The following is a 13476-nucleotide window of genomic DNA, read 5'->3' as shown; positions in this document are numbered from 1 at the left end:
ATAACAAATCATGAAACTAGAATCCAAAAAAGTCGTGATCACCGGTGCCTCCTCAGGAATAGGCAAAGAGATTCTATCTCTTCTTTTGGCGGAAGGAGCTTTGGTGGTTGTGGGGGATTTGAATCCTGAAACCATTTCCGATCATCCTAATCTCCGCAAATACAAAATTGATGTGAGCAAAACTTCCGATATTGACAGGCTCTTGGAAGAATCCATTGAGATTTTGGATAAAATCGACGTATTCATTGCAAATGCCGGTTTTGCTTACTACGAAAAGATCCAAAAAGAAGATTGGAGCCGTATTAAAAATATATTTTCAGTGAATGTATTTGCCCCTATCTATACAATTCAAAAATTGATCAACTTACAACCGAAAGGTGTTCATATCATCATAACCGCTTCAGGTATGGCGCATCTACCTTTACCCGGTTATGCACTTTACTCCGCGACAAAATCTGCAGTTCATTCTTTTGCAGAAGCATTCCGTTATGAAATGAACAAAAATTTCAAACTAACGGTTGTTTATCCTATTGCAACAAAGACAAAGTTTTTCGAACAAGCCGGAAATTCGGTTCCCATTCCCTGGCCAGCCCAGGAACCGTCGCAGGTGGCGAAAAAAATCGTAAAAGTGATTCTGCGACCTAGGAGGACAGTTTATCCTTCCTTTCGATTCAAATGTTTGTTGGTATTAAATCGTTTTTTTCCGTTTTTATTTCCAATTTACCGGCTTTGGCAGAATATTCTCTTCCAAAAATGGCAAAAAAGAAAAGAATCCTAAATTTAAATTTCGCTTTTAAAATCAAAAACAAACAAACTGCTCAAATAGTGAGCAGCCGATGACTAGGAACTTCTCCGATGCTACGTTATTAAGCATTATTTTTTCTGAAAATCGTAATGATTATGTCTAGTACCGCTTTTCTTCTTATCTCAGCGAAATGTGTAGATTGGTACGGAAATTGCTCTTAAAATAAGCAAAAGGAAGTATGCGCCATGTTTATCGCAGACTATGACACTAAGAACGGATATGACGAGATGTTTTCCCATGAAGGAAGCGCTCGTAAGAGTTATCATTTTTTAAAAAATAAAATGGAAAGTTTGGGCGGGATCGAACTGATCAAACGAAGTTCTTCCGCAGAAAAAGCTCTATTATCTTTAGGAATCACCTTTACCTTGTATGGTGATGGGGAACAACAGGAGCGAATCATGCCGTTTGACGTGATTCCCCGAATCGTTCCCAGTGAAGAATGGGAAAAAATGGAAAAGGGACTCAAACAGAGAATCCTTGCTCTCAATCTTTTTCTCCAAGATATTTATAATGAACAAAAAATCATAAAAGACGGAATCATTCCACGGGACATCATTGAATCGAGTACCGGATATTTAAAAGAATGTATCGGCTTGAAACCACCGCAAGGAATTTGGATTCATATCACCGGAACCGATTTGGTTCGGGACGGAGAAGGAACTTTTCACGTGTTGGAAGACAATCTGCGATGTCCGTCCGGGGTTTCTTATGTTTTGGAAAACCGTGAAGTGATGAAACGCACCTTTCCCGAGTTATTCGACAAGTTGAATATCCGCCAAGTATACGATTATCCTTATCGCCTTCGCTCCACTTTGGAAAATCTTACTTATGAAAGCAATCCTGTGATTGCGGTTTGGACTCCGGGAGTTTACAACTCGGCCTATTATGAGCACTCGTTTCTTGCACAAAAGATGGGAGTTTATCTTGTAGAAGGTTCCGACTTGCTTGTTGAAAACGATATAGTCTATATGAAGACGACAAAGGGTCTTAAAAAAATAGATGTGATCTATCGCAGAATCGATGATACTTTTATGGATCCAAATACATTCAGAGCGGATTCGTTATTAGGTGTGAAAGGGATTTTTCAAGCATTCAAAAAAGGAAATGTTGCTCTGGCAAATGCTCCCGGAACGGGTATTGCCGATGATAAAGTGATCTATTCTTTTGTTCCCGAGATCATTAAATACTACTTAGGCGAAGAGGCGATTATTCCGAACGTGCCTACGTATCTTTGTTCCGTTGAAAAAGATCTCAAATATGTTTTGGAAAATATTCACAATCTGGTAGTGAAACCAGCAAACGGAGCGGGCGGTTACGGAATGATCATCGGACCCAAAGCTTCCAAACAAGAACAGGAAGATTTTAAAAAATTGATTTTAGAAGACGCAAGAAATTATATAGCTCAACCGGTTTTGAATTTATCAACAGTCCCTACATTGATTGCGGACAAAATCGAAGCAAGGCATGTGGATCTCCGACCGTTCATTTTGTTCGGCAAGGAAGTGTACGTAATGCCGGGCGGACTCACTCGCGTAGCTCTCAGAAAAGGTTCTTTGGTTGTGAATTCTTCCCAGGGAGGCGGTTCAAAAGATACCTGGGTTCTAGGATAAGAGGAGACTAGCCAATAATATGTTAAGTCGCGTAGCTGAATCCGTATTCTGGATGAATCGTTATATAGAGAGAGCGGAAAATTATGCTCGATTTATAGATGTGAACCATCAACTTTCCCTTGATTTGAACGAGGATTTCCCCAACCAGTGGATGCCTTTGGTTTATACTACAGGTGATGCAGAGGTGTTCGAAAAAAAATACGAGTCACCTACACCGGCAAGCGTCATTCAGTTCATGACCTTTGATGATGAGAACCCGAGCTCCATTTACAACTGCGTGCAAAGAGCGCGCGAGAATGCGAGAAGCATTCGTGAAAATATTTCCACTCCGATGTGGGAAGTTTTGAATGAATTCTACCTATTCATCAAAGACTATCGCAAACAGTATTTGGAGCATCCCGAGAGCAGGGGAGAAGGACTTTCTTTAGGTCTATCCGAATTTTTAAGTTATGTGAGAAAGAGTTGCCAGACTTTTTACGGAACTTCGGATTCCACGATTTCCCATGATGAGGTTTGGAGTTTTTCCTTATTGGGAAGATTTTTGGAAAGAGCCGACAAAACGACCAGGATTCTGGATATGAAGTATTTCATATTGCTTCCTTCAATTCAGGACGTAGGTTCCACCTTAGATCTGTTACAGTGGATGTCTTTACTCAAGTCAACATCAGCACATGAAATGTACAATCGTAAGTACAAAAAAGTACATCCTATCGAAATTGCTGAATTTTTAGTTTTAGATCCTGCATTTCCAAGATCCATCGTGTTTTGTTTGCATGAGATAGAAGAGAGTTTGGAAAAGGTTTCCGGAAACAAAGAAGGATTGCCCCGCAATTTGGCGCAAGATGCGGTGACTACTTATTTGAACAGACTGAGATCGGAAAACGTACATTCTGTTTTTGACAAAGGTTTACATGAGTATTTGGATGATATCCAAATCGAATTGAATCGTATCGGAGCCAAAATCCTAGAGAGATTTTTTAAAAGCTAAAACTATGAGTATAAGAGTCGCACTAACACATATCACAACGTACAATTATGACAAACGGATCGAATTATCCCCGCATGTGATTCGTTTAAGACCGGCACCGCATACGAAGAACAATATTGTTTCGTATTCGTTGAATATCCTACCGGAAGAAAAGTTTCTAAACTGGCAACAAGATCCATTCGGAAATTATCTCGCAAGACTCGTATTCAACGAAAAAACGAATATTTTCCAGGTCGCTGTGGATCTGGTTGTGGATATGAAAGTGATCAATCCATTCGACTTTTTTGTCGAAGAAAAAGCGGAAAAAGTACCTTTCGAATACGATCGGATTTTAAAAAAGGAATTAGCTCCTTATTTAAAACCGAAAAAACCTACAAAACTTTTGGACGATTATTTAAAAACAATTGATAAAACACCTCGCAGAACCATTGATTTTCTCGTTGGTTTAAATCAGAAAGTATATACTGACATCGGTTATATCATTCGAATGGAACCTGGCGTACAGGCTCCCGAAGACACTCTGAAAAAAAGAATGGGTTCTTGTCGGGACAGTTCCTATTTGCTAGTTCAGCTTTTACGTAATCTTGGTTTGGCGGCACGATTTGTTTCAGGCTATTTGATTCAGCTGAAAGCAGATGTAAAATCTTTGGACGGGCCGTCAGGCGCCGAACAGGATTTTACTGATTTGCATGCTTGGGCGGAAGTATATTTACCCGGCGCGGGTTGGGTGGGGCTTGATCCTACATCTGGACTTTTTACGGGAGAAGGGCATATCCCACTTGCAGCGACTCCTGAACCCGAATCGGCAGGTCCTATCTCCGGTGCCGCCGAACGTGCGAAAACGGAATTTTCCTTTCATATGGGTGTGGAAAGGATCAAAGAAACTCCGAGAGTGACGCTTCCTTATGCGGAAGAAGATTGGAAACGGATTCAAAACTTAGGTGAGTCGATTGACAAAAGAATCAAAAAAAATGACATTCGTTTGACGATAGGTGGTGAGCCTACCTTTGTTTCTACGGAAAACAAAGATGCTCCCGAATGGAATTTTGACGCACTGGGTTTTGAAAAATATTCCCGTTCCGAACAATTGATGAAACGTTTGAAAAGTCATTATGCAAAAGGCGGAGTGATTCAATACGGACAAGGGAAATGGTATCCGGGAGAACCGCTTCCCCGTTGGGCGATGATTGCCTATTGGAGATTGGACGGAGAAAAAATCTGGGAATCTGAACATTTACTTGCTGACGACCGCTATGTTGGATCAAGTACAACGAATGATGCCCGCAGATTTTCAAGCGTTCTCGCTGAAAATTTGAGACTGTCCCAAGATACGATTCATCCGAGCTATGAGGACAATTTGTATTATCTTTGGCAAGAAGGTAGTTTGCCAGACGCTGAAGAAGATTTATTAAAAGACTTGGATCAGTACAATAAACTGGAACGCCAAAGGATTCTTTCTTTGTTGGAAAAAGGAATCAACCGGGAAGTCGGTTATATGATTCCGTTGGAATACAATGCATTCGATCACAATTGGGTGAGTCAAAAATGGAATTTTAAAAGAAAAAAATTATATCTGGTTCCAGGAGATTCTGCCATGGGATACAGACTTCCTCTCAATTCTTTGACAGGTTCGAAAGTATATCCTTATCAGGAAGATCCTGCATTCATTAGGCCTCCACTTCCCAAAAGAAAAGATCTGGAACAAGTCCGCGCCGCAAAAGCAATGGATGCTTCGTATAATGTACCTTATACGGATTATACCAGAACTGCGATTTGCATCGAGCCTAGAAATGGAAATCTTCGTGTTTTTCTACCTCCTGTGTCCACATTGGAAGGTTGGTTGGATCTGATCTTACAAATTGAAAAAACTGCGGAAATGACAGATTTACCGATCGTATTGGAAGGATACGAAGCTCCTGTTGATTCGAGACTCAATCGTTTCAAAATCACACCCGACCCCGGTGTAATCGAAGTTAACATGCACCCGTCTTATAATTTCGGAGAGATTGTAGAAAAAACAAAAACTCTCTATGAGGAAGCGGAACAGATCAAATTGACCGCCGAAAAATTTATGTTAGACGGTAGGCATTCCGGAACCGGCGGAGGAAATCATATCACTGTCGGAGGAGCATCTGTTCAAGACAGTCCGTTCTTACGCAAGCCGAGTCTGCTCCGAAGTATGATTGCTTTTTGGCAGAATCATCCGGGACTATCGTATTTGTTTTCCGGTCTTTTTATCGGTCCTACGTCCCAGTCTCCGCGCATTGATGAAGCGCGTAACGACAGTTTGCATGAATTGAAAATCGCATTCCAGCAAATTGACTCGAGCCGGTTTACACCTCCCTGGTTGATCGATAGATTGTTTAGAAATATTTTAGTCGATCTCACGGGGAATACCCACAGAACCGAGATTTCTATCGATAAACTTTTTGATCCGGGATCTTATACGGGAAGGCTCGGACTTGTAGAGATGAGAGCCTTTGAAATGCCGCCTCATTACCAAATGAGTGTGGTGCAACAAGCCTTTGTGATGGCAATCTTATGCAAATTTTGGGAGTCGCCTTATTACGGTCAGCCGATCAATTGGGGAACAGAGCTCCATGACAGGTTTATGTTGCCTTACTTTGTTTACAAAGATTTTAAAGAAGTCATTCGCGGTTTACAAAATTCCGGATTTGCATTTATAGAAAAAGACTTTGATCCTTTCTTCGAATTCAGGTTTCCTCAATACGGAGTTTCTTTTCTGGATGGAATGCAGATTGAACTGCGAATGGCATTGGAGCCTTGGAATGTTCTGGGGGAAGAAAATACCTCGCAAGGAACTTCGAGAGGAGTGGATTCCGCTGTGGAAAGGTTGCAAGTAAAAGTGACCGGTTTTCATCCGGATCGTTACGTAATGAGCTGTAATGGATATGAAGTGCCTCTCCAGCCTACGGGATCTACGGGAGAGTACGTAGCGGGTGTCCGATTTAAGGCATGGGCAACAGTCTTCACTTTACATCCACATTTACCTGCGCAACAGTCACTTGTGTTTGACATATATGACAAATGGAATGATAGATCTTTAGGGGGATGCACATACCATGTTTCCCATCCGGGCGGATTGTCTTACGGAAATTTTCCAGTAAATGGATATGAGGCAGAATCCAGAAGGATATCCAGGTTTTGGACCCATGGTCATAAAGTGGGAAAATCCCTTCCTCCGGTTCGGTTGGAGAATAAGGCTTTCCCTTCTACTTTGGATTTAAGATTGGTATAACTAGTATTCATAGATGATGACTCAGGATCCGTACGTACTCACAAATAACTATCGCCCATTGCAAGGCGTCTATGACGAGTTAATGGATGAAGACGGCAATGTTCGTAAAAAATACAAATTCATTGTTAAGTCATTTCAAGAGCTTGGTCCCGGAGAGCTGATCAACCGTAGAAGAGATGCGGATCGTATTTTGCGGGAAAACGGCGTAACATACAATACCTATCAGTCGAATTCTCCCGAGGCAAAAGAAAGACCCTGGAATTTGGATCTGTTTCCTTTGGTGATGGAAAGTGATGAATGGCGTTTGTTAGAAAGGGGCTTGAATCAAAGAGCAGATCTACTCGATAGTTTTTTACGTGACATTTATTCCAAAAGACGGGTGTTATTCGAAAAAAAAATCCCCGCAGAGATATTAATGAACTCTTCGTCTTTCCTTCGCGCTTGCGATGGAATGTACGAATCCAATCATTTTTTAGCAAAAAATCCGGCACTTTTGTTTTTCGTATGCGATATGATTCGCGGAGCCGATGGAAATTTTTATGTATTAAACGACCGGGTACAAGCACCGTCGGGCTCCGGTTATTCGCTCGAAAATAGGATCGTATTATCCCGTATTTTCCCCAGTATGTACAGAGATGCGATGGTACATCGCGTGGCTATTTACTTCCGTTCTCTCCGTAAATCATTAAATCAACTAGCAGGTGTTTCCGGGAGAGAGCCGGTTGTGGTTTTATTAACTCCCGGTCCGGGAAACGAAACTTATTTCGAACATGCATATTTGTCGGGTTACCTGGGTTATACTCTGGTCCAAGGCGAAGACCTGACTGTCAGAAAAAACAAAGTATATATGAAAACGGTGGAAGGATTGCAACAAGTGGATCTGATCCTCAGGCGGGTGGATGATTTGTTTATGGATCCTCTCGAATTGAAAGGAGATTCCCTTTTGGGAGTGCCGGGACTTTTGGAATCAATCCGTTCCGGAAACGTAAAGATCGCAAATCCGATAGGGTCTTCCTTTTTGGAAAACAGAGCATTACTTCCTTTTTATAACGATCTATGTAAATTTTATCTGGGAGAGGATTTGATTCTGCCTATGGCACCAACCTATTGGTTGGGGGACAAGCAACATGAATCCTTGGTTATGCAATCTCCTGAAAAGTACGTTTTCAAAACGGTTTCCAGAGATGATGAAGAAGAGCCGGTTACCTTTCTTGAATTGAGCGGAGAGAGAAAGGATAATTTTTTAACAAAAATAAAACACAATCCTAAACGTTTTATCGCTCAGGAAATGATTGCTTCGGCGACAGTTCCCATACTTTCCGAAAACGGATTCCGCCCGGGTAGGGCGATTATGAGAACATTTGTTACTTCTTCGGATAACGGATATCAGACGATGGCAGGTGGTTTGGTTCGGGTTTCACAGTCTTTGGATGATTTTTTTGTAACCAGTCAAAGAGGAGCTTGGAGCAAGGACTTATGGGTGCTTGCTTCCGAAACCCAAAAAGAAGAAACCCTTCTTGTTCCGAAATCGGATCAGGTTTCCATTTCCAGAAAAAGTTCGGGAGTTCCCAGTCGTGTTGCAGACAGTTTGTTCTGGCTTGCCCGTTATATGGAACGTTCCGAAAACCAGGCCCGTATTTTCAGAGAAGCGACTTTCAAAGTGCTTCAGATCGAAGAGAATTATGAAAAAGAAGCTATATTCAATGTTTTGCGCCTTGTAACGCATGTTACAAATTCATTCCCTGGATTTTTGGGAGATGATGCTGAAGATCTGTTTGCACAACCATTCGGGGAGTTACAAAAATTGGCTTCTGACAAATCTGTAGTCGGCGGCCTTGCTTTTAATATTAAAAGTTTGGTTCAGGCGTCCAAGTCAGTGCGTGATCGGCTTTCCGAGGACATGAAGAAAAACATGCTCAACTTGGAAGACAATCTGATTCAGCAAATTCAAACTTATGATTCCCTGATAGACTTTCTTCATAAAGTGATTCTGAATCTATCATCCCTTACCGGTTTGTCTTTTGAAAATATGAGCCGCGAAGCGGGATGGTATTTCTTGGAACTCGGTCGTCGATTGGAAAGATCCGTAAATCTGATCATTACATTGCAGGGAATGATCCGTTGGGAAGGTTATGATAATAAATCTTCCTTCGAAAACCTGCTCAGTATCAATGATATTCGTATTACATACAATAGACGGTATCGCGGTAGAATCGATCAGGAATCGGTTTTGGACATTTTACTTTTTGATACTACAAACCCGAGATCCTTTGCTTATCAGTTGGAACAGATCAATCTTTGTTTGAAGTATCTTCCCGGAAAAGAAGAAAAACAAACCTATTCGGAAGACAGAGCGGCACTTCAGCTTTATACTGAATTCAAAATGAAAGACATATCTATTCTATTCGGATCTGCGGAACCTCTTACAAACATCACTGTCTGGTTGGAAGAACTGCACAAACATCTAAGACATTTGTCAGATGCGATTACTGCACGTTACTTTAGTTATGCGGAAGAACAAACCCGAATCGGAGATGGAAATGGCTGATTATCGGGTCATTCACAAAACCAAGTATGTGTATGAGGATTTCGTATCCTATTGCCATAACATGGCGCATATGTATCCTTTGACTTCCAGACATCAGGATTGTTTCCGCACTCATGTGACGGTGAATCCGAAACCGATCGTATCTTCCTTTCGAAGGGATTATTTTGGAAACCAGGTTTTTTTATTTTCAGTGGAAGATCCTCATAAGGCATTGGAAGTTACTGTGGAATCCACAATTCGCACACACGCTTCGATGGGATACGATCATTCGAGATCCACGGCTTGGGAGTTGATCTCAAAAATGATAAACGAATCCGGTTTGGAACAGGATATTTCCTCGCTCGAATATTTGCATCCTTCTCCTTTTATCAAGATCAAACCGGAGTTTGGTGAATATGGGAAACAGTTTTTTACACCTGGCAAGCCTGTTTTTTTAGGCGCTCTCGAAATGTCGGAGAGCATATTCAGAAATTTCAAATATGATGTAAAGGCGACTACGATCAATACTCCACCCGAACAAGTATTAGCTGAAAAGAAAGGTGTCTGCCAGGATTTCAGTCATCTCGCTATTTCCAGTCTGAGGTCTTTGGGTATTCCGGCAAGATACGTGAGTGGGTATTTGGAAACACAACCACCTCCGGGCGTTCCGAAACTACAAGGATCGGATGCAACTCATGCTTGGATATCCGTGTATTGTCCCGATATGGGGTGGCAGGATTTTGATCCTACGAATGGAAAATTGATCACGGAAGAATATATCATTACTGCAATCGGAAGAGACTATTCAGATGTATCCCCACTGAAGGGGATTTTATTCGGAGGCGGCAAACATAAGTTAGTTGTAGAAGTGGATGTTTTGCGGGAAGCGATTCTAGAAAAATAGGATCAGATTTCGATTAAATATGATTCCATTCTTCTTCTTTGAATCCTACTAGAACCATTTTGTCAGAAATAACAAAAGGTCTTTTGATCAGGTTTCCGTTTTTGGAAAGTGCTTTCAGAGCTTCTTCTTCGGAAATTTTCGTCAACTTTTCTTTCCAATTTCCTTCTCTATAATCTTTTCCGGAAACATTGAATAGTTTGCGAATGTCACCAATGACTTGTTTTGCTTTCTTTAATTCCGCAATACTGGGCGGAGTTTCCCGGATGGGGAAGGATTCGTAAGCGATTCCTTGCTTTTTTAGAAATCCAAGTGCTTTCCGACAGGTGCTACAGCCGGAATATTCATAAACTTTTAGATTTGAATTTTTCATAAAACCTATTTTCTTACTTACTGGATTCTCTGCATCTGATTCTTAGAACTATGCTCATTGAAGAAAACATTCTTCTCTCCGGTTTTACCACGATGCAGTTGGGTGGAAGTGCAAAGTACTTCACCCGCATCTCCTCTCGGGAAGTTTTGTTGGAAGCCTTAGAATTTGCCAAATCCAAAAGCTTTCCGTATTTCATACTTGGTGGCGGTTCCAATACGATTGTTTCGGATTCCGGATTTTCGGGATTGGTAATCAAAATCGAATCATCAAAGATAGAGATCCTTTCGGAAGATTCCGATTCCGGTCTTGTTACCATTTCCGCAGAAGCGGGTGTGGCTTGGGATGAATTTGTAAAATTTTCCATCGCGCAGGGATTTTCAGGAATCGAATGTTTGTCTGGAATCCCAGGAACTGTAGGAGCGACTCCTATCCAAAATGTCGGCGCCTACGGACAAGAAGTATCTGAAACGATTTTGTCTTTGGTTGCCGTTCATCCTAACGGAGAAACAAAAACATTCTTCAAGGAAGAGTGCGGATTTTCCTATCGGAATAGCAAATTCAAATCGGGGGATCTTAAGGATTGGATTGTTATTTCCGTATTATTTCAGTTTTCAGCAAAGAATCCGATTCAGATCAAATACCCCGAATTGCAAAAAGCATGGGAATCCAAACTTTCACTTTTTTCCCCTTCCGGCCAACCGAAAGACAGGGTCCACGAATTACAAGAGTTACGCGAAATAGTTCTTTCTCTCAGAAGAAAAAAATCAATGGTCATTGATCCCATTGATCCCGATTCCATTTCGGCGGGATCTTTTTTTACAAACCCGATTTTAAACTCTTCTCAATTGCAAAATTTTTTAGAGAGGCTGCAAAGAATGAATTTAAATTTTCCTTCTTTGTTTTTAGAACCTATAGGCAGAACAAAAATTTCAGCGGCATGGCTGATAGAGAATGCCGGTTTTCAAAAAGGATATACTGTCGAAGGAATCGGTATTTCCAAAGCTCATTCTCTTGCTTTGGTCAACAGAGGAGGAAATACAAATCAACTTTTGTCTTTGATGAATCGAATCGTTTCGGAAGTGGAATCAAAATTCGGAATTCATTTGGAAAGAGAACCTGTCCTGCTTGGCTAACCGTGTAAACGAATTTATGACAAAAGTAGAAAATCATAGAAGGTGAATTGGAAAGAATAATTCAATAAATTCTTGACTCATATTAAAAATCGGAACAAAATTTGCCTTAGTTTTTGCCCAAGTCCGTCACCCGATTTTTAACATGAATCTTAGATATTTCGAAAATTCCATTTTACTTATATTCTTTTGTTTCGGCCTTCGCTGTCATTTGGATTTAAACAATGCAGGAGATACGAGATCGGAAGCTTATCGAATGCAATCTTTGCTGCAATGTTTGTTTTCGAACTGTTTTGAAGGTCATCCAGGAAATAATGCCGGCGGAAGTTCTTCTTCCGGCAATTCCGGTGGTTCTGCAGGAGCCGCAGGTTTTACTGTAACAGGTCCGTTTTTATTGGTTGGTACTGCAGCAGGACTGTCCATATCTACGGACGGAGGCAATACTTTTACAAATAAAACGACAGCGAACGGATTGGGAAACGATCTGATCAACGGAATTTCCTTTGTGAACGGAGTCATCTATGCGGCAACTAACTCTGGTTTGTCAATTTCAACCGATGGCGGAAACAGTTTTACCAACCGTGCCTGCGGTCCAGCCACTTTTTGTTTCGGAGTGTACGTTTATAACGGTATCATTTATGTGGCATCTGACTCCGGTTTGGTGATTTCTACGGACGGGGGAAATAGTTTTATCATTAAAACCGCAGCGAACGGATTAGGGAATGATTATTCCTATGGAGTCAGTGTCGATAGTACGGGAAACATATACGTGGGAACTGATGGCGGCTTGTCGATTTCTACCAACGGTGGAACAAGCTTTGTAAATAAAACTACGGCAAACGGATTGGGAATTAATACGGTATACGGGGTTTATGAAAAAAATCCGAATGTATACGCTTCCACTCCTTCGGGTATAGCAGTTTCGATTGATAGTGGAACGAGTTTTTCAAATAAAACCACAGTGAACGGATTGCCAATCAATAATACCAACGGAGCATACTTGGCAAATACAACGCTTTATGTTGCTACAGGAGGCGGTGTTGCCATATCCACGGACAACGGAAGTTCATTTACCAATAATACAAACGGACTGGTAAACACTGCTGTCAGCGAAGTTTTTGCCTTGGGATCAAAAGTGTTTGCGGCAACCGGTGGGGGACTCGGAATTTCTACCGATGGGGGAGTGAATTATGTTAATAAAACAACTGCTAACGGATTGGGACACAATAGCATCTATTGGGTCTACTATCAGGAATAACCGAATGTTTCTTTCCATGTTTTGTGGGAACGAATCAATTCCAATGCTTCTCCGATTCTTTTTTTTCCAATCTCGGTATGATTCCATACATTCAGTCCGGAAGGATGGGGCAAAGCGATCCAATCAAAGGTAACGCCGAACCATTCTTTTTTTTGGATGGTTCCTACTATGTCTTCCAATTTGAATTTTTCGGTGCCAATGAGTTCTGCGATTGCCAATTTCCCGATGGGCAAAATCAGTTTCGGTTTATGAAATTGAATTTCAAATCCGAGCCAAGGCCTGCAATTTTCTATTTCGGGTTTGGAAGGTTTTCTATCACCCGATTTTGCTTTGCCCGGAAAACACCGACAAACAGCTGCCATGTTGACTTTTTTGCGATAAACATCTTCCTCCACACCTATGCGGGAAAACCATTGGAACAGAGTTTTTCCTGCGGTATAAGCGAAAGGTCTTCCCAATCTTTCCTCATGGACTCCGGGCGCCTGGCCGATGCTAATGATTTTTGTTTTAGGAATGCAACCATGGACAGGCTTTCCCTGCATGTCGGGGCATTTGCGACAGTCTAAAAGAGTGTGAATGTGTTCGTTTAGGGTTAACATTCTCTAAAAAAGATTTGGTGTTTATA

The 13476-nt window shown here is 41.3% G+C and carries 10 protein-coding genes; 8 read left to right on the top strand and 2 right to left on the bottom strand.

Translation table 11 applies throughout. The features are described 5' to 3' along the window. Positions 1 to 10: 10 nt before the first annotated feature. The 6 genes from EHS11_RS06805 to EHS11_RS06780 all read left to right on the top strand — a co-directional run bounded on the left by EHS11_RS06805 (position 11) and on the right by EHS11_RS06780 (position 10093). Entirely contained in the window at positions 11 to 778 is a 768-nt protein-coding gene (locus EHS11_RS06805) for an SDR family NAD(P)-dependent oxidoreductase (protein ID WP_135763650.1), read from the top strand. 212 nt (positions 779 to 990) lie between these two features. Further along, positions 991 to 2415, top strand: a complete 1425-nt coding sequence (locus EHS11_RS06800; RefSeq protein WP_135763649.1) for a circularly permuted type 2 ATP-grasp protein — start codon at positions 991 to 993, stop codon at positions 2413 to 2415. 19 nt (positions 2416 to 2434) lie between these two features. Next, on the top strand, positions 2435 to 3403 hold the full coding sequence (locus tag EHS11_RS06795) for an alpha-E domain-containing protein (RefSeq protein WP_135763648.1): 969 nt from the start codon (positions 2435 to 2437) through the stop codon (positions 3401 to 3403). 4 nt (positions 3404 to 3407) lie between these two features. Then, positions 3408 to 6662 (top strand): transglutaminase family protein, encoded by a 3255-nt coding sequence (locus tag EHS11_RS06790; RefSeq protein WP_135763647.1) that lies wholly within the window; start codon positions 3408 to 3410, stop codon positions 6660 to 6662. A gap of 13 nt (positions 6663 to 6675) precedes the next feature. After that, positions 6676 to 9210 (top strand): circularly permuted type 2 ATP-grasp protein, encoded by a 2535-nt coding sequence (locus tag EHS11_RS06785; RefSeq protein WP_135763646.1) that lies wholly within the window; start codon positions 6676 to 6678, stop codon positions 9208 to 9210. Then, the gene (locus EHS11_RS06780) at positions 9203 to 10093 is read left to right on the top strand and encodes a transglutaminase family protein (RefSeq protein ID WP_135763645.1); all 891 of its coding nucleotides are present in this window, start codon (positions 9203 to 9205) and stop codon (positions 10091 to 10093) included. The genes EHS11_RS06785 and EHS11_RS06780 overlap by 8 nt, the downstream gene beginning before the upstream one ends. Positions 10094 to 10106: 13 nt before the next feature. On the opposite strand, the gene EHS11_RS06775 is transcribed toward EHS11_RS06780, so the two are convergent. After that, complete coding sequence (locus tag EHS11_RS06775; protein ID WP_135763644.1) at positions 10107 to 10463, bottom strand: Spx/MgsR family RNA polymerase-binding regulatory protein; 357 nt, start codon at positions 10461 to 10463, stop codon at positions 10107 to 10109. A gap of 50 nt (positions 10464 to 10513) precedes the next feature. On the opposite strand from EHS11_RS06775, the gene EHS11_RS06770 reads away from it, so the two are divergent. Together EHS11_RS06770 and EHS11_RS06765 are read left to right on the top strand one after the other, a co-directional pair. Beyond that, positions 10514 to 11596 carry a UDP-N-acetylmuramate dehydrogenase gene (locus EHS11_RS06770; RefSeq protein WP_135763643.1) on the top strand — a complete coding sequence of 361 codons (1083 nt, stop codon included), beginning with the start codon at positions 10514 to 10516 and terminating at the stop codon, positions 11594 to 11596. 142 nt (positions 11597 to 11738) lie between these two features. Beyond that, complete coding sequence (locus EHS11_RS06765; protein ID WP_135763642.1) at positions 11739 to 12851, top strand: WD40/YVTN/BNR-like repeat-containing protein; 1113 nt, start codon at positions 11739 to 11741, stop codon at positions 12849 to 12851. Here EHS11_RS06765 and EHS11_RS06760 read toward each other — a convergent pair. Continuing rightward, positions 12842 to 13393 (bottom strand): uracil-DNA glycosylase family protein, encoded by a 552-nt coding sequence (locus EHS11_RS06760; RefSeq protein WP_342775428.1) that lies wholly within the window; start codon positions 13391 to 13393, stop codon positions 12842 to 12844. The genes EHS11_RS06765 and EHS11_RS06760 overlap by 10 nt on opposite strands. Positions 13394 to 13476 lie beyond the last annotated feature (83 nt).

This window comes from Leptospira ilyithenensis (genome assembly GCF_004771005.1).
GTDB classification, from domain to species: Bacteria; Spirochaetota; Leptospiria; order Leptospirales; family Leptospiraceae; genus Leptospira_A; species Leptospira_A ilyithenensis.
This window is presented reverse-complemented; position numbering and strand designations above follow the sequence as displayed.

Coding starts and splice junctions, on each gene's coding strand:
- EHS11_RS06805 (WP_135763650.1), top strand. CDS start 11: ATGAAACTAGAATCCAAAAAAGTCGTGATCACCGGTGCCTCCTCAGGA.
- EHS11_RS06800 (WP_135763649.1), top strand. CDS start 991: ATGTTTATCGCAGACTATGACACTAAGAACGGATATGACGAGATGTTT.
- EHS11_RS06795 (WP_135763648.1), top strand. CDS start 2,435: ATGTTAAGTCGCGTAGCTGAATCCGTATTCTGGATGAATCGTTATATA.
- EHS11_RS06790 (WP_135763647.1), top strand. CDS start 3,408: ATGAGTATAAGAGTCGCACTAACACATATCACAACGTACAATTATGAC.
- EHS11_RS06785 (WP_135763646.1), top strand. CDS start 6,676: ATGATGACTCAGGATCCGTACGTACTCACAAATAACTATCGCCCATTG.
- EHS11_RS06780 (WP_135763645.1), top strand. CDS start 9,203: ATGGCTGATTATCGGGTCATTCACAAAACCAAGTATGTGTATGAGGAT.
- EHS11_RS06775 (WP_135763644.1), bottom strand. CDS start 10,463: ATGAAAAATTCAAATCTAAAAGTTTATGAATATTCCGGCTGTAGCACC.
- EHS11_RS06770 (WP_135763643.1), top strand. CDS start 10,514: ATGCTCATTGAAGAAAACATTCTTCTCTCCGGTTTTACCACGATGCAG.
- EHS11_RS06765 (WP_135763642.1), top strand. CDS start 11,739: ATGAATCTTAGATATTTCGAAAATTCCATTTTACTTATATTCTTTTGT.
- EHS11_RS06760 (WP_342775428.1), bottom strand. CDS start 13,393: ATGCAGGGAAAGCCTGTCCATGGTTGCATTCCTAAAACAAAAATCATT.